19 protein-coding genes and 1 riboswitch are annotated in these 21,518 nt (G+C 72.6%); of the genes, 7 read left to right on the top strand and 12 right to left on the bottom strand.

Going from position 1 to position 21,518, the window contains the following annotated elements; all coding sequences use genetic code 11:
* Positions 1–45 precede the first annotated feature (45 nt).
* Both A4V12_RS03745 and A4V12_RS03740 read right to left on the bottom strand, forming a co-directional pair.
* Positions 46–1,224: a GDSL-type esterase/lipase family protein gene (locus tag A4V12_RS03745; RefSeq protein WP_064067734.1), complete on the bottom strand. Its 1,179-nt coding sequence runs from the start codon at positions 1,222–1,224 to the stop codon at positions 46–48.
* 57 nt (positions 1,225–1,281) lie between these two features.
* Positions 1,282–1,851: a TetR/AcrR family transcriptional regulator gene (locus A4V12_RS03740; RefSeq protein ID WP_064067733.1), complete on the bottom strand. Its 570-nt coding sequence runs from the start codon at positions 1,849–1,851 to the stop codon at positions 1,282–1,284.
* 916 nt (positions 1,852–2,767) lie between these two features.
* Between A4V12_RS03740 and A4V12_RS03735 the strand changes: the two genes are divergently transcribed.
* Complete coding sequence (locus tag A4V12_RS03735) at positions 2,768–3,832, top strand: terpene synthase family protein (protein ID WP_064067732.1); 1,065 nt, start codon at positions 2,768–2,770, stop codon at positions 3,830–3,832.
* Positions 3,833–3,910: 78 nt separating this feature from the next.
* Here A4V12_RS03735 and A4V12_RS03730 read toward each other — a convergent pair whose 3' ends face one another.
* From A4V12_RS03730 to A4V12_RS03710, 5 genes are read right to left on the bottom strand one after another with little or no spacing between them, the layout of a single operon-like run.
* Positions 3,911–5,350, bottom strand: a complete 1,440-nt coding sequence (locus tag A4V12_RS03730; protein WP_064067731.1) for a cytochrome P450 — start codon at positions 5,348–5,350, stop codon at positions 3,911–3,913.
* Positions 5,347–5,970, bottom strand: coding sequence for a GTP-binding protein (locus tag A4V12_RS03725; RefSeq protein WP_064067730.1), 624 nt, complete (start codon positions 5,968–5,970; stop codon positions 5,347–5,349). The genes A4V12_RS03730 and A4V12_RS03725 overlap by 4 nt, the downstream gene beginning before the upstream one ends.
* On the bottom strand, positions 5,951–6,307 hold the full coding sequence (locus tag A4V12_RS03720) for a DUF742 domain-containing protein (protein WP_064067729.1): 357 nt from the start codon (positions 6,305–6,307) through the stop codon (positions 5,951–5,953). The genes A4V12_RS03725 and A4V12_RS03720 overlap by 20 nt, the downstream gene beginning before the upstream one ends.
* Positions 6,304–6,693 (bottom strand): roadblock/LC7 domain-containing protein, encoded by a 390-nt coding sequence (locus tag A4V12_RS03715; RefSeq protein WP_064067810.1) that lies wholly within the window; start codon positions 6,691–6,693, stop codon positions 6,304–6,306. Before A4V12_RS03715 ends, A4V12_RS03720 begins: the two co-directional genes overlap by 4 nt.
* A gap of 20 nt (positions 6,694–6,713) precedes the next feature.
* Positions 6,714–8,168 (bottom strand): sensor histidine kinase, encoded by a 1,455-nt coding sequence (locus tag A4V12_RS03710; protein ID WP_234372065.1) that lies wholly within the window; start codon positions 8,166–8,168, stop codon positions 6,714–6,716.
* Between the two features lie 769 nt (positions 8,169–8,937).
* On the opposite strand from A4V12_RS03710, the gene A4V12_RS03705 reads away from it, so the two are divergent.
* Positions 8,938–9,327 (top strand): hypothetical protein, encoded by a 390-nt coding sequence (locus tag A4V12_RS03705; RefSeq protein ID WP_159028812.1) that lies wholly within the window; start codon positions 8,938–8,940, stop codon positions 9,325–9,327.
* Between the two features lie 200 nt (positions 9,328–9,527).
* On the opposite strand, the gene A4V12_RS03700 is transcribed toward A4V12_RS03705, so the two are convergent.
* The 3 genes from A4V12_RS03700 to A4V12_RS03690 form a co-directional block, all read right to left on the bottom strand.
* A complete protein-coding gene (locus tag A4V12_RS03700) occupies positions 9,528–9,902 on the bottom strand; it encodes an FKBP-type peptidyl-prolyl cis-trans isomerase (protein ID WP_064067727.1) in 375 nt (124 codons plus the stop codon).
* A gap of 401 nt (positions 9,903–10,303) precedes the next feature.
* Positions 10,304–11,827: an aldehyde dehydrogenase gene (adh, locus tag A4V12_RS03695; protein WP_064067726.1), complete on the bottom strand. Its 1,524-nt coding sequence runs from the start codon at positions 11,825–11,827 to the stop codon at positions 10,304–10,306.
* Between the two features lie 49 nt (positions 11,828–11,876).
* Positions 11,877–13,175: a GAF domain-containing protein gene (locus A4V12_RS03690; RefSeq protein WP_064067808.1), complete on the bottom strand. Its 1,299-nt coding sequence runs from the start codon at positions 13,173–13,175 to the stop codon at positions 11,877–11,879.
* Positions 13,176–13,297: 122 nt separating this feature from the next.
* A riboswitch (ZMP/ZTP riboswitch) is annotated at positions 13,298–13,386 on the top strand.
* Positions 13,387–13,410: 24 nt separating this feature from the next.
* Between A4V12_RS03690 and A4V12_RS03685 the strand changes: the two genes are divergently transcribed.
* Positions 13,411–14,268 (top strand): bifunctional 5,10-methylenetetrahydrofolate dehydrogenase/5,10-methenyltetrahydrofolate cyclohydrolase, encoded by an 858-nt coding sequence (locus tag A4V12_RS03685; RefSeq protein WP_064067725.1) that lies wholly within the window; start codon positions 13,411–13,413, stop codon positions 14,266–14,268.
* Positions 14,269–14,549: 281 nt separating this feature from the next.
* Here A4V12_RS03685 and A4V12_RS03680 read toward each other — a convergent pair whose 3' ends face one another.
* Both A4V12_RS03680 and A4V12_RS03675 read right to left on the bottom strand, forming a co-directional pair.
* Positions 14,550–15,848 (bottom strand): hypothetical protein, encoded by a 1,299-nt coding sequence (locus A4V12_RS03680; protein ID WP_064067724.1) that lies wholly within the window; start codon positions 15,846–15,848, stop codon positions 14,550–14,552.
* Complete coding sequence (locus A4V12_RS03675; RefSeq protein WP_234372064.1) at positions 15,845–18,898, bottom strand: DEAD/DEAH box helicase; 3,054 nt, start codon at positions 18,896–18,898, stop codon at positions 15,845–15,847. The genes A4V12_RS03680 and A4V12_RS03675 overlap by 4 nt, the downstream gene beginning before the upstream one ends.
* A 257-nt stretch (positions 18,899–19,155) precedes the next feature.
* On the opposite strand from A4V12_RS03675, the gene A4V12_RS03670 reads away from it, so the two are divergent.
* The 4 genes from A4V12_RS03670 to A4V12_RS03655 all read left to right on the top strand — a co-directional run bounded on the left by A4V12_RS03670 (position 19,156) and on the right by A4V12_RS03655 (position 21,448).
* The gene (locus A4V12_RS03670; RefSeq protein WP_064067723.1) at positions 19,156–20,268 is read left to right on the top strand and encodes a fatty acid desaturase family protein; all 1,113 of its coding nucleotides are present in this window, start codon (positions 19,156–19,158) and stop codon (positions 20,266–20,268) included.
* Between the two features lie 85 nt (positions 20,269–20,353).
* Positions 20,354–20,536 (top strand): hypothetical protein, encoded by a 183-nt coding sequence (locus tag A4V12_RS03665; protein ID WP_064067807.1) that lies wholly within the window; start codon positions 20,354–20,356, stop codon positions 20,534–20,536.
* Between the two features lie 115 nt (positions 20,537–20,651).
* The gene (locus A4V12_RS03660; RefSeq protein WP_064067722.1) at positions 20,652–21,197 is read left to right on the top strand and encodes an MOSC domain-containing protein; all 546 of its coding nucleotides are present in this window, start codon (positions 20,652–20,654) and stop codon (positions 21,195–21,197) included.
* 50 nt (positions 21,198–21,247) lie between these two features.
* Positions 21,248–21,448 carry a hypothetical protein gene (locus A4V12_RS03655; protein WP_064067721.1) on the top strand — a complete coding sequence of 67 codons (201 nt, stop codon included), beginning with the start codon at positions 21,248–21,250 and terminating at the stop codon, positions 21,446–21,448.
* Positions 21,449–21,518 lie beyond the last annotated feature (70 nt).

The raw sequence follows: 21,518 nt of genomic DNA, 5'->3' as shown, positions 1-21,518 counted from the left end.
GGACTCGGCGGTCCTGCTCTCCCCGCCGGGGCACGGGTGTCCGGGTCAGCCGGTCGGGATGGCGAAGGGCCCGTCGTCCGCGAAGACGAGCTTGGCGAAGTTCTCCCCGATGCGGCGGTGTCCTTCGGGGCTGGGGTGGATCGCGTCCGGCAGGGGGAACTCGTCGTGGTCGCTCTCGCCGTAGAGATCGAGTCCGTCGAGGTAGTGGAGATGGGGGTCCTCGATGGACCGCTGCCTGACGATGTCGGCCAGGACGTCGCGGACGATCGTGAGTGTCAGCCGTCCGGCGGCGGTCTCGGCCGGATCACCGGTGGCCTTGAAGGTCAGGGTTCCGCTGGAGAGGTCCGGCATGAGAGGCCCGGGAGTGTTCTCGTGGGTCGGACACAGGATGGGGGAGACCAGGAGCAAGGGGGTTGTGGGGTGGCCCTCGCGGATGGTGTCGAGGAAGCCGTGGACGGCGGGGACGAACGCGCGCAGGCGCATGGTGTCGCCGTTGACGACGTTGATGCCGAGCTTGAGGCTGATCAGGTCCGCGCGGGTGTCGCGCATCGCGCGGGCGGTGAACGGGTCGACCAGTGCGCTGCCGCCGAACCCGAGGTTGATCAGCTCCACATCGCCCGCGGAGGCGGCCAGGGCGGGCCAGATGGTGCTGGGAAAGACGGCGTTGGATCCATGGCTGATGGAGCTGCCGTGGTGCAGCCACACGCGGCGCCCCGTAACCGGGGCGGGTTCGACGGGGGCGTCGGTGCGCAGGGCGATGACCTCGGTGATCTCCCCGTGCGGGAGCCAGATCTCGATGTCCTTCCCGCCGTTGGGCAGGTCGGTGAAGTGGGCGGTGCCCGCCGGGCCCGGGGTGAATTCCGCGGTCTGGGTCCGCATGTCGGTGATGGTGTGCAGGTTCCCGCCGGCCACGGTGGCCTGGCTGGTGAGGCGGCCGTCGACGAGGAGGTCGTAGATGCCGTCCGGCGGGGGCGGGAAACCCCGGTGGACGCGCTTGGTGGGGAGGGCGTCCAGGCGGATGGTGGTGGCGCTGGTACGGAAGGCCAGCCGGACGCCGGAGGGCTGGGCCTCGGCCACGGCCAGCCGGTCATCGGGGATGCGGCGGCGCGCCCAGGCGGGCAGCCGGTGCGGCAGCAGGCCATGGGCGGTTTCTTCCACGTCGAGGTGTCCGCGCAGGAAGTCGGCGGTGACGGGGGTGGTGATCAGCTTCTGTTCGGTGCTCATTGCCTCAAGCCGGTGTCTGGTCGGGATGGGGACCCCCGTCGCGGGTGACGCGGCCGGTCAGGAGGTGGACCGGCTCCGCAACGCGGTGTCGAGGCAGTCCAGGGTCCATGCCCAGGACTGCTGCGCGGCGACGTCCGTGTGGTCGAAAGCGCCGGCCGCCTCCAGGGAGGCGTAGCCGTGGAAGACGCTGCCCAGCATGCGGACCGCGTGCGTCTGGTCCGGCTCGGCCAGGTCGTAGCCGCGCAGGATCGCCCGCGTCATCTGCGCGTGCCGGACGCCGGCGCCGGCGGCGGCGGTCTGCGGGTCGAGCCGGTACCGCGCTGCTTCGTACCGGCCGGGGTGTGCCCGGGCGTAGTCCCGGTAGGCGTTCGCGAAGGCCATCAACGCGTCCTTGCCCGCGCGCCCGGCAACGGCGTCGGCGACCCGGTCGGCGAGTTCCTCCAGCGCGAACAGCGCGATCCGGGTCTTGAGTTCGTGGGAGTTCTTCACATGCGCGTACAGGCTCGCCGGCTTCACGTCGAAACGCCGGGCGAGCGCGGACAGGGTCACCTGCTCGAAACCGGCCTCGTCGGCCAGATCCGCACCGGCGAGCGTCAGCCGCTCCGGGTTCAGTCCTGCCCGAACCACAACCATCACCTGTTCTTGCTGTTCCTAAACCCTATCGAAATTTAACTATAACCTATAGGTAAATCGTGCACTGCTTGAGGTTTGGTGTGCCGCGGGGCACGCCGCGGCTGTAGGTGGGGTCGGACGGGCGTGGGGAGCGGGGAGCACGTGAATCCCGAGCCCCGTGGGGCGCGTCGGCCGCCGCCGGCAGAGCCGAACGCCCCTCGGGGCAGGCGTCGACCCGGTGGCGCACCGCCGGCCCGTCCAGGGCCTGTTGGCCGTGCTCGTCCGCCACCGCCCGGGGGCGTCCGCCCTACGGCCGGTGGTCGATCATGGCCGACTTCTGCATCGCTTTTGAGCCAACCTGACCAGAAGGATCGTTTAATCCCGTACAAACCGCCCCTCGTTGTGCGCCGAAGATGGCGATTTGGGGTTGTGGATCGGAGGGGTTGGGCACGGTTGGGGGCACCGCGGGGCGGGAAGGGTGTGGTGTCCTTCCCCCGTGGCAGCAGTGGATCGTCGACCCAAGGGCCGGCCCGGAGGGAGAAACCATGCCCCAGGAAGTGACGTTCGCGGTCCTCCCGTCCTCCGTCGAAGGGCACGACCCGGGCGAGCCGCACACCCGCCACGGGATGCACCTGCACCCGTGACGGGGCCCCGTACGCCCGTACCGCCGCCGCGGCGTCCCGGCCGTGGCGACCGGCCGCAGCGCCCCGGTGTTCCGACCCCGGAGGGCGGCCATGTACGCGCCGGTCGTGTGCGGGCCCTGCCGGCCCCCCGATCCCCCCACAGCACGCCGAGCCACGCACGGAGCGCCACGGCGGCGTGCCGCCCACGGGCATGAGCGCTCCGACCGGACCGAGAGCGGAACACGCAAGGGCAGCCACTCGCAGGGGTGGTCCGCCCACCGATGCGCCGAAAGGGAAGCAGGGATCTCATGACAGGGCAGACCATCAAGCTCCCCATACTCTGGATGCCGTACTCGACGAGGGTGAACCCGTACCTGCCGGCCCTGCACGCGGAGAGCGAGGCGTGGGCGCGGGAGATGGGCATGCTGGTCGGCGGCGAACAGGCCGCCCGCCGGGGGATCTGGACGACGTCCCAGTTCCACGCCATGGCCGTCGACCAGCTGACCGCCTGGGCGCTGCCCGACGCCTCGCTCGCCGACCTGCGGCTCAACCACCGGTTCAACCTCTGGGCCCTGGCATGGGACGACTACTTCGCCTCCGCCTTCAAGCAGACGGGCGACCTCGCGGGCGCGCAGGCCTTCACGGCCCGCCTCCACGCCTTCCTGCCCCCGGAGCCGGGCGCGCGGCTGCCGGAGCCGGTCAACGCCGTCGAGCGGGGCATGGCCGACCTCCAGAAGCGGCTGTTCCCCCCGAGGCTGGCCCACTGGCGGCGGAGGCTGAACGAGGCCCTGGCACGGTACATAGACGCCGGGGTGCAGGAACTGATCAACAGCCGCACGGGCCGCGTCCCCGACGTCATCGAGTACGCCCAGTTCCGCCGTGAGAGCTTCGCCGCCTACACCGCCCCCTACTCGGTCGAGCTGTCGACCGGTGCCCGGGTCCCGGAACGGATACGGCGCAGCAGGACCTTCGGCGCCCTGCTGGACGCCTTCATGGACTACATGGGGCTGGCGAACGACATCGCCTCCTACCACCGGGAGGTGCACGACGAACGCGACGTCAACAACCTCGTCGTCGTCCTCGAGACCTCCTTGGGCATCTCCGTCCCGGAGGCGATGCGCGCCGCCGCGGATCTGGTGACCGCCCGCCTGCGCCACTTCGAGCACCTCAGACGCAGCGAACTGCCCGTGCTCGTACGGCGGGCCGCGCTGAACCGTGTGGAAAGAGCCGAGCTTGATGCCTGGGTGCGGGGCGCGTGCGGCTTCCTGTCCGGGCTCCACGCCTGGTACAGCGGGGCGCCACGCTACGCGCCCGCGGACGGCCCGTGGCAGGAGCGGGCGCCCGCCGGCCGGCGGTGCGTCCCGGCCTCCTGAGACGCACCGCCGACCGGCGGTCCCGCGGCACCGGCCCCGGGGCGGGGCCGGTGCCCGCCCCGACGGGCGCCGCGGGGCCTACCGCCCCCGCAGGAACCGCCGCAGCCTGGCCCGCCAGGTGGTGCGGGGCCCGCCCCGGCCCACCGCCACGTCGGCCGGCGGCAGTTGGGGTGCCGCCGGGACCGTGCTGCTGGGCGGCGGCGGAGCGGGCAGCGGGGCCGTCACGTCATGGGCCTCCGGCAGGCGGGGCGCGAACGTCACGGGCAGCGCCGTCAGGTGCCGGGACCAGGTGGAGGAGCGCCAGGTGAGCCGCTCCTCGGGGACGGCCAGGGCGATGTCGGGCAGCCGGGTGAGCAGGATGTCGATGCCGGTGTCGGCGATGACACGGCCGATGTCCTGGCCGGGGCACTCATGGGCACCGGCGCTGAATGACAGGTGCGCGCGGTTGTGGTGCACCCGGGTCGAGGGGTCCGGGCGGATCGCCTTGTCGACGTTCCCCGCGGCGAGGCCCAGCAGGAGCATGTCGCCCGCCTTGATCTCCTGGCCCCCGAGGCTGGTGTCCCCGGTGGCCCAGCGGCCCGGGCACACCATCAGCGGCGGCTCGTCCCAGAGCACCTGCTCGACCGCCTCCGGCAGGGTCATCTGGCCGCCCGCGAGCGAGCCGCGGAAGCGCGGGTCGGTGACCACCATGCGCAGCACGTTGGACATGAGGTTGGCGGTCGTCTCGTAGCCCGCGAGCAGGATCAGGCGCAGGTGGTGCTTCACCTCCTCGTCCGTGAGGCCGGCCGGGTGGGACAGCAGCACGGAGGCGATGTCCTGCCCCGGCGCGCTCTTCTTCATGAGGACGAGCTGTTCGAGGGCCTCCAGCACGTAGGCGTTGCTCGCGAGCGACGTCTCCGTGGCCTTGAACAGGTCGCGGGCCGCGTGCACGAGCCTGGGCCCGGACTCGTCCGGCATGCCGAGCAGGTGGGTGAGCACGAGCATGGGCAGGTGCTCGGTGAACCGGCTGACCAGCTCCACCTCGCCCCGCTCGCAGAACCCGTCGATCAACTGGTGGGCGAAGCGGGTGATGTGGCGGCGGATACCGCGGTGGTCGAACTGGTCGAGGCCGGCCGTCACCGCGCCGCGCAGGCGCTGGTGCTCCTCGCCGTCCGCGCACACGCAGTCGGGCCGCCACCCGATCATCGGCACCAGCGGCGAGGTGGCGGCGTCGATCTCGCCGCTCTTCCAGCCGTGCCAGGTGCGGGGGGCGCGGGAGAACTGCGTGGAGCGGCTGGCCACGTCACGGTTCTCCAGGTACCCGAGGACGAGCCAGGCCCGTACGTCGCCGTCGAGCAGGACGGGCGCCACCGGACCGTGGGCGGCGCGCAGCTTCTCGTACAGGCCCATGGGGTCGGTCTCGGCGGTGGGCCCGTGGAGCCGGGTCAGGCCGTCGATTCCCGTGTCGGCGTGCGGGCAGCCCCGGGGCGGGGTGGCCCCCGGCTCCGTGGTGGTGTGGTCGGTGGGCGGGACGGTCATACGGACTCCTGGGCGGCGGCGAGGGTGCACAGGTAGCCCATCAGCGAGAGCAGGGCGTCGCGGCTGGACGACCGGTCGCGTGCGTCGCAGGTGATGATGGGCACCGAGTCGTTGAGGGCCAGGGCGGCGCGCAGGGCGTGCACCGGGTGCTGGGGCGCCTCGGGGAAGGTGTTGACGGCCACGACGAAGGGAACGCGGCGGTCTTCCAGACGGGTGATGATCTCGAAGCAGACCTCGATCCTCCGGGTGTCGATGAGGACCACGGCACCGAGCGCCCCCTCGAAGATGCCGTTCCACAGGAACCAGAAGCGCTCCTGTCCCGGCGTGCCGAAGAGGTAGAGGATCAGCTCCTCGTTGATGCTGATGCGGCCGAAGTCCAGCGCGACGGTGGTGGTGTTCTTGCCTTCCGCGCCGGGGTTGTGGTCGATCCCGACGCCGGCCTGCGTCATCGTCTCCTCGGTGGTCAGGGGCGGGATCTCACTCACCGCACCGACCATCGTCGTCTTGCCCACGCCGAAGCCGCCGACGATCACCACCTTGACGCCCTTGGCGCCGTGCGGCAGCAGCACGTCCGAGCGGCGGGGGCCGGCGGCGAGTGCGTCAGAGCTTACGTAGTCCATGGATCACCGCCTCCAGAAGGCCGAGTTCGGGAACCGCCGCGACGGGGACGGGAGCAGTGGCCTCAACCCGCTCGTTGTCCACCAGCTTGGAGAGCAGCACCGTGATGACGCTGAACGGCAGACTGAGGTACGCCGAGATCTCGGCCACGGACAGCGGGTACTGGCACATGGTCAGGATGGCCGCCTGCTCGGGCTGCATACCGGGCTCGGGCGCGGACCTCGACGCGATGAGGGTGACCAGGTTGAACCCCTTGGCCGAGGAACCCGGGCCACCGGAGATGACGTAAAGCGGTACGGGACTTCCCTCGTCCCACGCGCCCTGGTTCTCCGCCGTCACATCGCCTGCCCGACGTCATCACGCGGCGGGCTGGTCATGTGCTGGCCGATCCGGACCACCAGCGTGCGCATCCGGTCGCCCAGCAGCCCCGCGTCCACCTCCTCGTCGGCCAGCACCGCGAGATACGCTCCGGGGCCGGCCGCCATGAGGGAGAAGTAGCCGCCGTCGACCTCGATCCCGACCATGCGGGTCGAGCCGTCACCGTGCGGGAACTTCTGCGCGATGGCCTTCGCCAGGCTCTGGATGCCCGAACAGGCGGCCGCGATGGCGTCGGCGGTGTCGGGCTCCGTGTTCGCTTGACCGATGCACAGACCGTCCGACGACAACACGACCACGTGTCGGACGTACGGGACGCTGGCCGCAAGCTCCTTGAGCATCCAGTCCATGTTGGGCAGTGGCGGCACGGTTACTCACCCTCGTCTGATGGCTCGCTGGTTCGGATGGAAGGGTCGGTGCCCGGTCTCTTCTCCCCGCTGAAGGCCTCCCACATCAGGCCCGGCTGCCGTGGCGCGCCGGTCGTGCCCGGGGAGGCGGCCGGAGCGGCGGGGGGCTCGGGGGTGGTCCGGACGACCGGAGTCGGTACCGGCGACTCGCGTCGCCGCTGCGGGAGTCCGTTGACGGTCTGCGGGGCCCTGCCGGAATCTGCTGCGTCGTCGCGCGTCATCGTCGGCCTCGGCACGGTCGGTCTGCCCATCGGCCTCGGCGTGGGGTGCGGGACCTTCGGAGCGGGCTGCTGGACGGTGGTGATCATGCGGCGCGGGACGAGCACGACGGCCCGCACTCCGCCGTACGCGGAGGTGCGCAGGTCGACGTCGAGTCCGTGCTCGCGCGCCAGCCGGCTGACGACGGGGAGGCCGAGCTGGGTGGCCTCGCCGAGGTCGGCCAGGTCGATGCCGGAGGACGCCCGGGCCATCACGCGGTCGACGCGCCGGCGGACCTCCTCGGTGAGCCCGACCCCGCGGTCCTCGATCTCGATCGCGATGCCGGAGGGCACCTCGCTGGCGGTGACCTCGACCGGCGCGTGCGGCGGGGAGAAGGTCGTGGCGTTGTCGAGCAGTTCGGCGAGCAGGTGGATCAGCGGCTCGGCTCCCTGGCCGACCACCGCCACCTCCGTGACCGACTGCAACCTCACGCGGGGGTAGTCGACGATGCGGGACATGGCACCGCGGACGACGTCGTACAGCGGGATCGCCTTCGACCACTGGCGCCCCGGCCGGGCGTCGCCCAGGACCGCGATGCTGGCCGCGAGGCGCCCGATGAGGGCGTTGCGGTGGTCGATGTCCTGCAGGCCGTGCGAGACCACGACGTCGTTGCCGTGCAGGATCTGCATGTCGCGCAGGTCCTTGGCGAGCTGGTGCACGATCGCCTGGACCCGCCGTGCGATCGCCACCAGGGCCCGCTGCGAGGAGTCGCGGGTGCGTTCCTCCGCGTCCACGGCTTCCAGCAGCGTCCGCAGGGCGGCCCGGAGTGCCTCGGCGAACTCGCCGTCGAGGTGTTCCCCGAACGTGACGGACTGCATGATCTCCGATACGGGCTCCCCCTTCTGCAGGCGGGCGACGGCCGCGGGGAGGAGCTCCTCGGCGAGCCATACGGTGGTGGCCCGCTGATCGGAGAGGCGCGCGAACAACGCGGTCTCACGCTGCGCGTAGTACTGCTGCACCTCGGCACGCGCCCGTGCGTGGCGGGCCGCGTCCACCGAGCGTGCCCGGCGCCCCGTCTCCGCGCAGGTGACGGCCGTCAGGAGTACCGCGACCAGCCCGCACCAGGCGACCGGCGTGCGTATCTGCGCGGGAACGGAGACCAGCGCTATGGCACAGGCGCCGGCAAGGACGCCGGAGGGGACGAGCCACACCGGAGCCACCGCACGAGGCAGCGCTCCGGGGGTTGCACCTGAACGAACCATCGAAGGGTCCTAAACAGTCTGGAAGTTGTGGACTGGTGGTACCGCGGCGCGCCGGGGACGGCCGGGACCTCACTCGGCCGAGTACGGGTGTCCCGACAGGTGTCCCGACGACGCTCGGGGGCGCATCGGCGGGCACGCCTCTCTGCGACCGGGTTCGGTCCGCGCGCAACGCAGCGTTCGGCTCAGCGTGTGCGGCGCGCCACGGAAAGTGAGCATAGTCATTTCGCGTTCAGCAGGTGACCGAGCGGGAAGGGAGCCCTCCGTTGATCGATCCGCGCCCGAAATTGATCGGGCAACACCGTTGTCCGCACTGCTCATATGTGGAATCGACCGCATCCCGCGACCGGCCGGTCGCGGCCCCCACCCCCGGTGTCCGCCGTCCGCTTCCGCCGGCTCGCTCCGGTGCCACGCCGTCCGGGTGGCCGGCTGTCCGGCTTGGCGTGAACCGTCATCTTCTGCCCCCTCCGTTCACACTTCCCCACGTGAAGGGACCTTTTCCTGCCTCATACCGATACGGGCCCAAGGCGTTGGCGGACCGCCCCGACGCCGCACGGGTCACGTCCGGCAGCACGCCCCGGCGGCCAGGCGGACGCAGTCCCGCGCCTTGGGCCGGCGACGGTCCGCACCGGCCGCCGGGGGCCCGCCACGGCCCGCGTCGGACGGCACCGAAGGCCCCCGGATACCGGCTGATCCGGGAGGGCGGCTTCCAGGTGGAGGGGCCGGACGGATGGACGGAACATCGCAGGAACACCCAGGCCAGTTCCTTTACGCCCATGGCGACTTGAGCCTCGTTCTGGTACCCGGACGTGACACGGCGGCCCGTTTCTCCTCCTCGCCTCTCACGTACCAGAAGAACCACGAACCGGAGCTCGCGGCGTTCCGCGGCTCGAGCTGGGCCAGTGCCACCGGGATCAGGCTGGTGGAAACCGGCCGGACACGCTTCGCCACCGGCAGCTTCACCTGGATCGACGGCCAGGGGTGCGAGGTTTTCGTCCGCAACGCCGCCGTCCTCGTCGCGGGCCGCTATCACCTGGTGATCGTCATCGGTCCGGAGGCGAAACGTGACCAGGTGCAGGCGCGCCACGCCCATGTCCTCGCCAGTCGACCGACCGCGTGACAAAGGCGGCTTTACGTCAGGCCGCACGTCCGTCGCAGGGCGGTTCGCCCGCATGGCACGCGGAGAATCCTGCAGCGGGCCGCATTCTGTAGCGTCGGCGATGGCCCGGCCGGTCAGGAATCCGGTCGGCCTCGTCCCTCTTGCCGACAGGAGGCGAACAACCGCCCACTCACCCCGGCCCGGTGAGCAGCGGGCCTGCCTCAGACTGAGAGCAGGTCCACCACGAAGAGCAGGGTCGAGCCCGCCGGGATCAACGCCGAGGGTGACTGCTTGCCGTAACCGAGACGCGGGGGAACGATGATTTCGCGCCGACCGCCGACCTTCATCCCCCTCACCCCCCGGTCCCAGCCCTTGATGACCCGGCCACCGCCCAGGGCGAACTTGAACGGCTGGCCCCGGTCCCAGGAGGAGTCGAACTCCTTCCCGGACTCGAAGGTGACCCCGACATAGTGAACCCTGACAACCATGCCGGGCTTCGCCTCGGCCCCGTACCCGACGACCAGGTCCCGGATGGTCAGCTCGGTGGGTGCATCCCCCTCCGGAATCTCGACCTCGGGCTTCGTCAGTTCACTCATTGCAGCCTCATCCTCATCACTCTCCGCCGGAAGCCCTGGCACGGACCAGCCGGACACATGGGCACTCCATGCAGCTGTGATCACGTTACCGAAAGGGGTCCACGGCGCTCGGGCAGCCACTCGTGCGAACCGGCGGCGGACGAAGAGGCAGTCCTCTGACCTCCGCCGCGGTGACGATGGTGCGGCCGAGCTGCTCGGCGTTGTGCTGGTAGAGGCCGACGATCAGGGCGTTGGACCGCGTGGTCCAGAACTTGGTGTTGTGGCAGTGGCAACCCCGCGGTGTCGAGCGGCGGTGCCCGCGTCTGCCCCCACCCCGCCTGGGGCGCGGTGGAACGAACCAGGCAGTTCATGACGGGTTGCCTGGAGCGCGACGATGCCTCCAAGCAACCCGACTTCAGGCTCTAGAAGAAGCCGAGCTTCTTCGGCGAGTATGAGACGAGGAGGTTCTTGGTCTGCTGGTAGTGGTCCAGCATCATCTTGTGGGTCTCGCGGCCGATGCCCGACTGTTTGTAGCCGCCGAAGGCCGCGTGCGCCGGGTAGGCGTGGTAGCAGTTCGTCCACACCCGCCCCGCCTGGAGGGCGCGGCCGGCGCGGTACGCGGTGTTGAGGTCGCGGGTCCACACGCCGGCGCCGAGGCCGTACAGGGTGTCGTTGGCCGTCGTGACGGCGTCGTCGAAGTCGGTGAACGAGGTGACCGCGACGACCGGGCCGAAGATCTCCTCCTGGAAGACCCGCATCCGGTTGTCGCCCTCCAGGATGGTGGGCTGCACGTAGTAGCCGCCCGCAAGTTCACCGTCGTGCTCGACGCGCCGGCCTCCCGTCAGGACCTTGGCGCCCTCCTGCTGACCGATGTCGAGATAGGACAGGATCTTCTGGAGCTGGTCGTGGGAGGCCTGGGCGCCGATCATCGTCCCGGTGTCCAGGGGGTGGCCCGGGACGATGCGCTCCGTCCGCGCCACGGCGGCCTCCAGGAACTCGCTGTAGTGGCCGCGCTGGATCAGGGCCCGCGACGGACACGTGCACACCTCGCCCTGGTTGAGGGCGAACATGGTGAACCCTTCCAGCGCCTTGTCGCGGAAGTCGTCGTCCGCCGCCCACACGTCGTCGAAGAAGATGTTCGGTGACTTGCCGCCCAGCTCCAGGGTGACGGGTTTGATGTTCTCCGAGGCGTACTGCATGATCAGCCGCCCCGTCGTGGTCTCACCCGTAAAAGCGATCTTGGCGACGCGCGGACTGGAGGCCAGCGGCTTTCCCGCCTCGACGCCGAAGCCGTTGACGACGTTCACGACGCCCGGCGGCAGGAGATCGGCGATCAGCGCCATCAGGACGTGGATCGACGCCGGCGTCTGCTCCGCGGGCTTCAGGACGACCGCGTTGCCCGCGGCCAGGGCCGGGGCCAGCTTCCACACCGCCATCAGCAGCGGGAAGTTCCACGGGATGATCTGCGCCACCACCCCCAGCGGCTCGTGGAAGTGGTAAGCGACGGTGTCGTCGTCGATCTCGCTCAGCGAGCCCTCCTGGGCGCGCAGCGCACCGGCGAAGTACCGGAAATGGTCGATGGCCAGCGGCAGATCGGCGGCGAGCGTCTCGCGGACCGGCTTGCCGTTGTCCCAGCTCTCCGCCACTGCCAGCCGCTCCAGGTTCGCCTCCATCCGGTCGGCGATCCGCAGCAGGACCCCCGCCCGGTCGGCCGGCGCGGTCCGGCCCCAGGCGGGCGCGGCGGCGTGGGCCGCGTCCAGCGCGCGCTCGACGTCCTCGGCGGTGCCGCGCGCGATCTCGGTGAAGGGGCGGCCGTCGACCGGGCTCGGGTTCTCGAAGTACTGACCGCGTGCCGGAGCGACGGGGGCACCGCCGATCCAGTGGTCGTACCGGGACTCGTACGAGACGATCGCACCCTCGGTGCCGGGCGCTGCGTAACGGGTCATGTGCGGGGCCTCCCTGGGACGGCACCGTGGGCCGGTGCTCGCGGCGAGGCTAGGGGCGCGGACGTTGCAACGGCGTTGCGCCACCGCCGAGTTCCGCGTCCAGGGCCTCCACACGCGCCCGTACGGGAGCGAGGCGCCCACGCGGTACGGCCGCAGCCAGCGCGCGCCACACCTCCAGGTCGTCCTCGCCCCACGGGCTGTGCGCCCAGTCGGCGAGCAGCGCCGGGTCGCCGCGCGCGATCAGCGCGGCACGCAGTTCGCCGGCCAGCCGCCGCCGCAGCCGCGTCACGGCGGGTGCGCACGATCCGGGCAGCAGCGGACCGGAGTACCCCGCGAGCGCCGCCGCGACGGCCCCGGAGGCGACCTTGCGCCCCACCGCCGCGAAGTCCGCGTCCAGCGGGACCGCCGTCCGGTACGGGCGCGAGCGCAGCGTCCCGGGCGGCAGCACGGCACGCAGCCGGGACAGTTCGGCGCGCAGCGTGACCGGCGTGACCGACTCGTCCTCGTACAGCGCCGCCAGCAACTCCTCGCCTCCCATGCCCTGCGGGCGCGCGGCCAGCAGCACCAGGATCTCGCTGTGCCGGCGGCTCAGGCGCGTCCGCCGCCCGCCGGCCACCAGCACCGCCTCGTCCCGCCCGAGAGCAGACAACCTCATGCCGTCGCCGGCCGGTGGCGCCGGGGACAGCAGCGCCAGCTGCGACTCCGCCGCCCGCGCCACCGCCTGCACGAACGCCAGGCTGTGCGGATGGGCCAGCCCGTCGCCGCCCGTGATGTCCACCGCGCCCAGCAGACGCCCGGTCCGCGGATCGTGCACGGGAGCCGCCGCGCACGTCCAGGCCTGCACCGGCCGCCGGTAGTGCTCGGTGGCGAAGACCTGGACCGGCCGGTCGACGGCGATCGCCGTGCCGGGGGCGTTGGTCCCGGCCGCCGACTCCGCCCACCGCGCGCCCGCCACGAAGTTCATCCGGTCCGCGCGGCGCAGCGTCCCCGGATGCCCCTCCACCCACAACAGCCGGCCGTGCGCGTCGCAGACGGCCACCAGATGCTCCCCGTCGGTGGCGTAGGCGCCCATCAGCTCCCGGATCACCGGCATGACCGCCGCCAGGGGGTGCCCGTCCCGGTACGCGGACAGGTCGTCACCGTCCATCTCCACGCAGGCCGCGCCGTCCGGGGACACACGCGCGCGTGCCGACCGTTTCCACGACTCGGCCACCACCGCGCGCACCCCCGCCCGCACCGGCTCCCGCGCCCGCCCGCCCGCCGTGAACGCCTCATGGGCACGGCGCAGCGCCTCCACCCGCTCCAGGGGCCCGGCGCCCCGTTCCGCAGCCGCCCAGGGGTCGTTCACGTCGTCGTCCTCCCCGACCAGGTCCTCCGCGCCCGTGCCATCGTCGCCGCGCCGGCCGGTGCCGACAAGCGGGCGGACCGGACGGGCCCGCGGGAACCGGCCGGGGGTGTCCCGTAGAGTGGGCGCCGGGCCGTGACTGGCGCTTGGGTGGAGTACCACCGGGGAGCGGCCCGGCGGACCGACGCCACTGCCGCGCGCCTGGGCGATCCACTGCTGACCGCTCCGGGAGCCCGCCATGTCCTCCACGCCCACCGACGCCCGCCTCATGGACGGCAGCGGCCTGGCCCGCCGCCTCGTCGAGGAGACCGCGGCACGCGCCGCCGACCTGACCCGCCGCACCGGCACGCCGCCCTGCCTCGCCACCGTCCTGGTGGGCGAGGACCCGGCCTCGGTGACGTACGTGCGCATGAAGCGCGCCCGCTGCGAGAAGGCCGGCATACGCTCCCGACACGTCGAACTGCCCGCCACGACGACCACCGCCGAACTCGTCGCCACTCTCGAAGGCTTGTCGAACGACCCCGGGGTGCACGGGATCCTGCTCCAGCACCCGGTCGGCCCGGGGATCGACGAGCGGGCCGCGTTCGAGGCGATCGCCCCCGAGAAGGACGTCGACGGTGTCACCTTCAGCTCCTTCGCGACGATGAGCTTCGGCCTCCCGGGGTTCGTCTCCTGCACGCCCGGCGGCATCATGCGGCTGCTCGACGCGTACGGCGTCGACCCGGCCGGCAAGCGGGCGGTCGTCGTCGGGCGGAGCGCCATCCTGGGCAAGCCCGCCGGGATGATGCTTCTGGCGCGCAACGCGACGGTGACGTACTGCCACTCGCACACGGCCGACCTGTCGGCGGCCGTCCGGGAGGCGGACGTCCTGGTCGCCGCCGTGGGGCGGCCGCGGTTCATCAAGGGCGAGGACATCAAGCCGGGCGCCGTCGTCGTCGACGCGGGCTACAACCCGGGCAACGTCGGTGACGTCGACTTCGACACCGCCGTCACCCGCGCGGGCCTGATCACGCCGGTGCCCGGCGGCGTCGGACCGATGACCATCGCGGTCCTGCTCGCCCAGACGGTGGACGCGGCGGAGCGGCAGCTCGCGTAGCTCCCCGCCCCGGCACGCTCGGTGGCGTACGGCAACGTCAGCGGGCCCGGATGCCCGCGCGGGCGTCTGCGCCGCTGCCCGCGCGGGCGTCTGTGTTCGGGGACGGCGGACGGCATCAGGGGCGGTGGGGTTCTGAAGCGGCGGGCCTCGGGGCGAGCCCGTGGACACGGCCCCGAATGACGCGAGCCCGTGGACCACGGCCCCGGCGGGACCGGCCGGAGGCGCCCTGGAGGGGGCTGCCTCCGGCCGGGGCGGCGCCGTGGTGGCAGCCCCGCCGGGCGTCAGGCGTCGTCCGCCGACGTGCTCGCCAGGGCGGCGGCCGGGTCGGGGGAGGGCGGCCCGGCGGGAGCCCAACGCCCCGACTCCTCGCGGTACGGCCACCACCGGCCGAGGCGGTCCGACCGGAGCTGCAGGCCCGTCCCCAGCACCGTCCAGCAACCGGGGCGGTCCGCCCGCAGCGCGGGCCGCTCGTCGTCCTCCCAGGCGGCGGCGAGCCGCGCCTCCGCCCCCGCCGGCACCTCCGCCCCGGCCGCTCCGTCCTCGTCCAGCACGGCGAGTCCCTCCGCGCCACCCCACCGCCACGCGCGCGTGGCCACGTCCAGGCCGGCGTGCCCACGGCCGGTGGTGGTGGCGATCCGGTCGAGCGCGGCCGGCCCGAACTCCCCGGAGGCCGCCATCCGTACCGCGTCCTGCTCCACCGTCAACGGCTCCTCAAGCGGCCGGTTCTCGTGGCCGGCCGCGAGCGCGTCCACCAGCATCCGGTACGCTCGCGCGGCCGCGTCGGCCGCCAGTGCCTCCAGCGCCGCCGGGTCCACGCCCTGCGCGGGCCGGGTCCCGGTGTCGTAGGAGGGCGGCTCCCCGGGGGCCTCCGGCAGCGGTGGCGGTGCCGGCAGCGGCGCGACGAGGTCCCGTGCCGCGAACACCTCGTCCGCCCGCACGCCCACCGTCACGCCCGGCTCGGGCCCCTCCTCGTCCCGTTCGTCGTCCCGCTCCGCGCGGCCCGCCCGGGCGGCACTGCGCTGCTGCAACTCGTCGAGCAACCACCGCTCTCCACGGCCCCGCATCAGGAAGAGCACGAAGGGGTCCTGGTCCAGCAGCCGTGCCACCTGGTGGCAGAGGGCCGACGTGTGCGGACAGTGGTCCCACGCGTCGCACGCGCACTCGGGCTCCAGGTCGCCGATGCCCGGCAGCAGATCGACGCCGGCCGAGGCGGCGTCCTCCACCAGGTGCGGTGGCATCTCCCGGTCGAGGAGGGCGGCGATATGACCCGCCCGGTCCACCGCCATCTCCAGGAAGCGGTCCCACTCCTCGTCGCTCAGCACCTGCAACAGCACGTCACTGCGGTGCGCGGTTCCGTCCGGGTCCTGAACGACCGCCGTGAGCCGGCCCGGCCGCACCGAGACCGCGCCCACGGCCCCGTCCCGCGCCCGCCTGCGGCCCTTCTTCACCTGTTCGCCGTCGAGCGCGGTGTCCTCCAGCGCCTTCAGCCACGCCCGCCCCCACCAGGTCTCGGCGAACCCCCGGCCCCGCGCGGGAGGCAGCGCGGCGAACGTACGCTCCATGTCCTCGTCACGACTCATCGCGCATCCCTCCGCCTGTCCCGGGCGCCTCGCGCGCCCTGTGTGCCCCGGGTGTCCCGGGTGTTCCGCGTGTCCTGTGCGTCACGGAGCCGCACGAGGTCCGCCAGTTCGTCGTCGGTCAGCTCGGTCAGCTCGGTGAGGGCCGCGTCCTCCCCGGACCCCAGCACCGAGTCGGCCAGTTCCTTCTTGCGCGCCAGCATGTCCGCGATGCGGTCCTCGATGGTGCCCTCCGCGATCAGCCGGTGCACCTGCACGGGCTGGGTCTGCCCGATGCGGTACGCCCGGTCCGTGGCCTGGGCCTCGACGGCCGGGTTCCACCAGCGGTCGTAGTGCACGACGTGCGCCGCGCGGGTCAGGTTGAGCCCCGTGCCCGCCGCCTTCAGCGAGAGGAGGAAGACGGGCACGTCACCGGCCTGGAACCGGTTGACCATCGCCTCCCTCGCGGCCACCGGGGTGCCGCCGTGCAGGAACTGGGCGGGCACCCCGCGGGCGGCCAGGTGCCGCTCCAGCAGCCGCGCCATCCGGACGTACTGCGTGAACACCAGCACGCCGGACTCCTCGGCCACGATGGTGTCGAGCAGCTCGTCCAGCAGCTCCAGCTTGCCCGACCGGCCGGCGATCCTCGGGTGCTCCTCCTCGAGGTACTGCGCCGGGTGGTTGCAGATCTGTTTGAGGGCCGTCAGCAGTTTGACCACCAAGCCCCGCCGTTCCATCCCGTCCGCCTCCGCGATGGCCGCCAGCGTCTCGCGCACCACCGCCTCGTACAGACCCGCCTGTTCGGGGGTGAGGGACACCGCGCGGTCGGTCTCCGTCTTCGGCGGCAGCTCCGGGGCGATGCCCGGGTCGGACTTGCGGCGGCGCAGCAGGAAGGGCCGGACCAGCGCCGCCAGCCGCTGTGCGGCCGCCGGGTCGGTGCCCTCCTCCACGGCCCGGGCGTAACGGCTGCGGAAGGTCCCCAGACGGCCCAGCAGCCCCGGGGTCGTCCAGTCGAGGACCGCCCAGAGTTCCGAGAGGTTGTTCTCCACCGGCGTGCCGGTCAGCGCGACCCGCGCCTTGGCGCCGATCGTGCGCAGCTGCCTGGCGGTCGCCGAGTACGGGTTCTTGACGTGCTGCGCCTCGTCGGCGACGACCATGCCCCACGGCACGCGTGCGAGCCGGGCGGCGTCGAGCCGCATGGTGCCGTACGTGGTCAGGACGAACCCGCCGTCGGACAGGTCCTCCAGGTCCCTTCCCGAGCCGTGGAAGCGGCGCACCGGTGTGCCCGGGGCGAACCTCTCCACCTCCCGCTGCCAGTTCCCCATCAGGGAGGTGGGGCAGACGACCAGGGTGGGTCCGGCGGCGGACGCCTCGGTCTGCCGGTGGAGGTGGAGCGAGATGAGGGTGATCGTCTTGCCCAGGCCCATGTCGTCGGCGAGACAGGCGCCCAGGCCCAGCGAGGTCATGCGGTGCAGCCAGTCGAGGCCGCGCAGCTGGTAGTCGCGCAGGGTCGCCGCGAGTGCCGCGGGTTGCCCGATCCCGTGCCGTTCCGTTCCCGGCCCGCCGCCCTCCGGGTCGGCGATCCGGTCGCGCAGCGCCCGCAGGGCCCCGGAGGGCTCCACCTCGACCTGGCGGCCGTCGACCTCCGTCGTGCCGGTCAGTACGGCACCGAGCGCGTCCACGGGCGTGATCCCGCGGTCCTGGTGGTCCCGGGCCCGCCGGGCCTCCTCCGGGTCGATCAGCACCCATTGGTCGCGCAGCCGCACCACGGGGCGCCCGGACTTGGCGAGCCGGTCCAGCTCGTCACGGGTGAGTTCCTGGTCGCCCACCGCGAAGCGCCAGTTGAAGGAGAGCAGCGCGCCGGCGGAGAGGAACGACGGCAGGCCCGCCGCCGTCCTGCCGTGCCGGTCCTCACCGTCCCGGTCCTCACCGTCCCGGCCGCCGTCGTGCCCGTCGCCCTCGTGCCGGTCCCCGTCGTGCCCGTCGCCCTCGTCCGGCGGTCCGATGACGGCCCGGGCGGTCAGCGACCGCGCCAAATGGCGGGGCCAGTGCACCTGTACGCCGCTCCCGGCCAGCGCTCGTGCCGCTTCGCCCAGCAGCTCGGTGACCTCCTCGTCCGCCAGGTCGAGGGCGTCCGGAACGGACGCGGACAGCAGCGGCGCGAGCGCGGGCCACGCGCGCGCGGCACGGCGCAGCGCGAGGAGCGCGTCCATCCGCGCGCGGGGGCCGAACGCGTCGCCGGCCGCGCCGGACCACACGTCTGCGGCGTCGGCCACCGACGCGGGGTCACCCACGCTGTGCATCTGCAGCACGGCACGGAACGACGGGCCCCCGGGCTTGTCCGCCCCCGGCGTCTCGACGCGCAACGACAGCCGTACCCCCGCGTCGTGGCCGGCCGCGACATCGGCCGCCCAGGCGCGCTGTTCCGGCACGTGCTGCGGCTCGTACGCGGCGAACGCCGGGCCGCCCGCCGCGAGCGGAGCGGCGGGCGTGCGGGGCAGCACGTCGGCCACCGCGTCCAGGAACGCGCGCAACAGCTGCTCGGGATCGGCCAGGAGGGCCGTGCCGTCGTCCGCGGCGCCCACCGGGGCCGCGTGCGCGTCCGGCGGCATCGCCGCGGCAAGCGCCCGCACCCGCCCCAGGTCCTCGGCAGTGAGCGGACCGGTCCGCCAGGCGTCGTGGTCGTCCCCGCTCAGGCCGGGCAACAGCAGCCCCCGGGCCGCCAGTTGCAGGGCGAGCAGAGCGGCGGCGCCCCAGAACGCGGTTGCGGGGGAGGCCTCCGCGACGCGCCCCGCCCGGGTGAGCAGTGGCAACGCCTCGCCTACCGGCATCACCAGGGCACGTACGGCGGCCGGAGGGGCGTCGGGGGTGACCACGGTCAGCTCCTCGACCGGGAGACCGCTGCCCGGCCGATCGGCGTGACCGTCCTGCGACGGTGGTTCGGCACCGCCGGGCAGCCAGAACGCGATACGTCCGGCCCGGGGTGGATCGGCGGGCAGGAAGAGAGTGGAGCAGCGGGCGAGTCGTGGCACTTCGAGAGCGGGGCGGGGCGTTGCTTCGGCAAGCGTGTGCACAGCGCTGATGCATTCCTCAAATTTGACTAGCGAGCGGCGGAGCGCCGAGGGTACCCGAGTCCCCCGCCCGGGCGGGCCGCGTTTCCCCGTGACATAGGCCACTACGCCCCCGGGGTGCAGGCAGCACCACCCCAGTACCCTGGAAAACCCCACCCCGGATTCGGGTGGTGGTGCCATGGCTCTGGGCGTCTGCTCATCCGTACTTTCATCAGGTCGGCGCGTGTCTGCGCACGAGACCTCATCAGACCGGAGCAGTCATGCCCCAGGCCACATCCTCGCTCACCGTCCCCGCCCCGGCCCTCCCCACGGCCCGGACGCCCGACCATGGTCCTCCTGTCGCTCCCCGCGGCGAGCGCGGCGCCGGAAGCGAGTTCGGGCCGCTCCTCCGCACGATCAGGGATCAGGGGCTGCTGGAGCGGCGCACCGGCTGGTACGCGTCCGGTATCGCCGTGAACCTGCTGGCCCTGTCAGCGGTCGCCGTCGGCCTGGTGCTGTTCGGACACTCGTGGTGGTCCCTGCTGCTCGCACTCCCGCTCGCGGTGTTCTCCGCACGGGCGGCCTTCTTCGGCCACGACGCCGGACACTCCCAGATAAGCGGCGACAGGGGCAGGAACCGCCTCGTGCAGCTGCTCCACGCCAACCTGCTGCTCGGCATGAGCCAGGAGTGGTGGAACGACAAGCACAACCGGCACCACGCCAACCCCAACCACGAGGAGAAGGACCCCGACGTCGCTCCGGACGTCCTGGTCTTCAACCGGCACCAGGCGGTGGGACGCACCGGCTTCCGCGGCTGGCTGGCCCGTCACCAGGCATGGCTGTTCTTCCCTCTGACCACGCTCGAAGGCCTCGCCCTCAAGGTGTACGGCTTCCAGGCGCTGTTCTCCAAGGAAGGACCGCGTAGCACTCCCCGCCGGCGGGCGGTCGAGGGCGGTTTCCTCCTCGCCCATGTCGCCGGATACGCGGCCCTGCTGCTGCTCACCATGCCGGTGGGCCAAGCCCTCGTCTTCGCGCTCGTCCACCAGATGCTGCTCGGCCTGCACCTCGGCATGGCCTTCGCCCCCAACCACAAGGGCATGGCTGTGCCCGACACGGACGGCGAGCCCTGGGGCCACCTGCGCCGCCAGGTGCTCACGTCCCGCAACATCCGCGGTGCCAGGGTCACCGACTGGCTCCTCGGCGGTCTGAACTACCAGGTCGAGCACCACCTCTTCCCGAGCATGCCGCGCCCCCACCTGAAGCTGGCCCAGCCGGCCGTGCGCGCCCACTGCCGGGCGCTGGGAATCCCGTACACGGAAACCGGGCTGGTCGACTCGTACCGCCAGGCGCTGGGACATCTGCGCGACGTCGGTGAGCCGCTCCGTACGGCCTGAGCGGCGACCCGCGGAACCAGCAGGCCCGATCACGCGTTCACTGACCAGGAAGCGGCCGTCTCCGGCCGTGAAGGAGGCGTCGAACATGTCGACCAGGACGAAGATCGTCATCGGGGGAGTGGCCGTGGGCCTTCTCCTGTGGCCCCTGATCGGATTCTGGATGTCCCTGCTGGTGCTGATCGGGGTCCCCGCCATCGCCTACCTGGCCCTGGACCCCGGGCAGCGACGGCGACTGCGCCGCGCCGGTGGCAAGGAGCTCGGCCGCTGACGGCCGGCCCCGGCCCCCGGCCGGGCCTCCGGCGGCGGGTGTTCCCCTGCGGCGGGAGGGGAGCGATCATGGTCCACGGACGCGGCACACCGACACCGGCGCGATGGAGGGGCCCATGACGGGCGGAACGGTCACAGCGGTCAGCAGCAACGGCGAGTACTCCTTCACCAAGCCGAACCGGCCGGTCATCACTCTGCTGGCGGGTCTCGGAGTGGCGGGCGACGTGCACGCGGGCGTCACCGTCAAGCACCGCTCCCGCATGGCCCAGGATCCGACCCGGCCCAACCTCCGGCAGGTGCACCTCATCCACGAGGAACTGTTCCAGGAACTGACCGCGAAGGGCTTCACCGTGCGGCCGGGCGACCTCGGCGAGAACATCACCACCCGCGGCATCGACCTGCTCGGCCTGCCCACCGGCACGCTGCTGCGCATGGGCGCCGAAGCGGTCCTCGAAGTCACCGGACTGCGCAATCCGTGTCGGCAGATAGACGCCTTCCGGGACGGGCTGCTCAAGGAGGTCGTCGGCCGCGACGGAACGGGCGCCGTCGTCCGCAAGGCAGGGATCATGGCCGTCGTGGCGGTCGGCGGGCCGGTCCGGCCGGGCGACACCGTCACGGTCGAACTGCCGGACCGCCCGCACCGTCCGCTCGAAAGGGTCTGAGCAGCGGATCCGCGGGTACCCGCTCGGCCGGAACGCCGGAGGGAGACACCATGGACGACGACAAGCGGCTGGACGGCGCGGGCGAGACCGGGCCCGGAGTCCCGAGGGACCTGCCCGACGAGCAGGCGGACGGCGGCCCCGACCACTGGGACCCGGACGTGTCCGAGGCGACCGACGACGAGGACCTTGAGCGGAAGACGCCCGCGGAGGACACGCCGGCGGACGGCGCTCCGGAGGAGCCCAGCGGCTGACCGGTCCGCCGGGGGACGCGCGTACGCGCGACCGTTCGCCCCCGCCCGGCCGTACGGCCGCCCGCTCATC

The sequence above is a fragment of the Streptomyces noursei genome (assembly GCF_001646665.1).
GTDB classification, from domain to species: domain Bacteria; phylum Actinomycetota; class Actinomycetes; order Streptomycetales; family Streptomycetaceae; genus Streptomyces; species Streptomyces lavendulocolor.
This window is presented reverse-complemented; position numbering and strand designations above follow the sequence as displayed.

What these genes read in the sequence shown, in the direction of transcription:
- A4V12_RS03745 (WP_064067734.1), bottom strand. Translation starts at nt 1,224, where the DNA reads ATGAGCACCGAACAGAAGCTGATCACCACCCCCGTCACCGCCGACTTC.
- A4V12_RS03670 (WP_064067723.1), top strand. Translation starts at nt 19,156, where the DNA reads ATGCCCCAGGCCACATCCTCGCTCACCGTCCCCGCCCCGGCCCTCCCC.
- A4V12_RS03725 (WP_064067730.1), bottom strand. Translation starts at nt 5,970, where the DNA reads ATGGACTACGTAAGCTCTGACGCACTCGCCGCCGGCCCCCGCCGCTCG.
- A4V12_RS03735 (WP_064067732.1), top strand. Translation starts at nt 2,768, where the DNA reads ATGACAGGGCAGACCATCAAGCTCCCCATACTCTGGATGCCGTACTCG.
- adh (WP_064067726.1), bottom strand. Translation starts at nt 11,827, where the DNA reads ATGACCCGTTACGCAGCGCCCGGCACCGAGGGTGCGATCGTCTCGTAC.
- A4V12_RS03655 (WP_064067721.1), top strand. Translation starts at nt 21,248, where the DNA reads ATGGACGACGACAAGCGGCTGGACGGCGCGGGCGAGACCGGGCCCGGA.
- A4V12_RS03715 (WP_064067810.1), bottom strand. Translation starts at nt 6,693, where the DNA reads ATGGACTGGATGCTCAAGGAGCTTGCGGCCAGCGTCCCGTACGTCCGA.
- A4V12_RS03665 (WP_064067807.1), top strand. Translation starts at nt 20,354, where the DNA reads ATGTCGACCAGGACGAAGATCGTCATCGGGGGAGTGGCCGTGGGCCTT.
- A4V12_RS03700 (WP_064067727.1), bottom strand. Translation starts at nt 9,902, where the DNA reads ATGAGTGAACTGACGAAGCCCGAGGTCGAGATTCCGGAGGGGGATGCA.
- A4V12_RS03685 (WP_064067725.1), top strand. Translation starts at nt 13,411, where the DNA reads ATGTCCTCCACGCCCACCGACGCCCGCCTCATGGACGGCAGCGGCCTG.
- A4V12_RS03680 (WP_064067724.1), bottom strand. Translation starts at nt 15,848, where the DNA reads ATGAGTCGTGACGAGGACATGGAGCGTACGTTCGCCGCGCTGCCTCCC.
- A4V12_RS03730 (WP_064067731.1), bottom strand. Translation starts at nt 5,350, where the DNA reads ATGACCGTCCCGCCCACCGACCACACCACCACGGAGCCGGGGGCCACC.
- A4V12_RS03705 (WP_159028812.1), top strand. Translation starts at nt 8,938, where the DNA reads ATGGACGGAACATCGCAGGAACACCCAGGCCAGTTCCTTTACGCCCAT.
- A4V12_RS03660 (WP_064067722.1), top strand. Translation starts at nt 20,652, where the DNA reads ATGACGGGCGGAACGGTCACAGCGGTCAGCAGCAACGGCGAGTACTCC.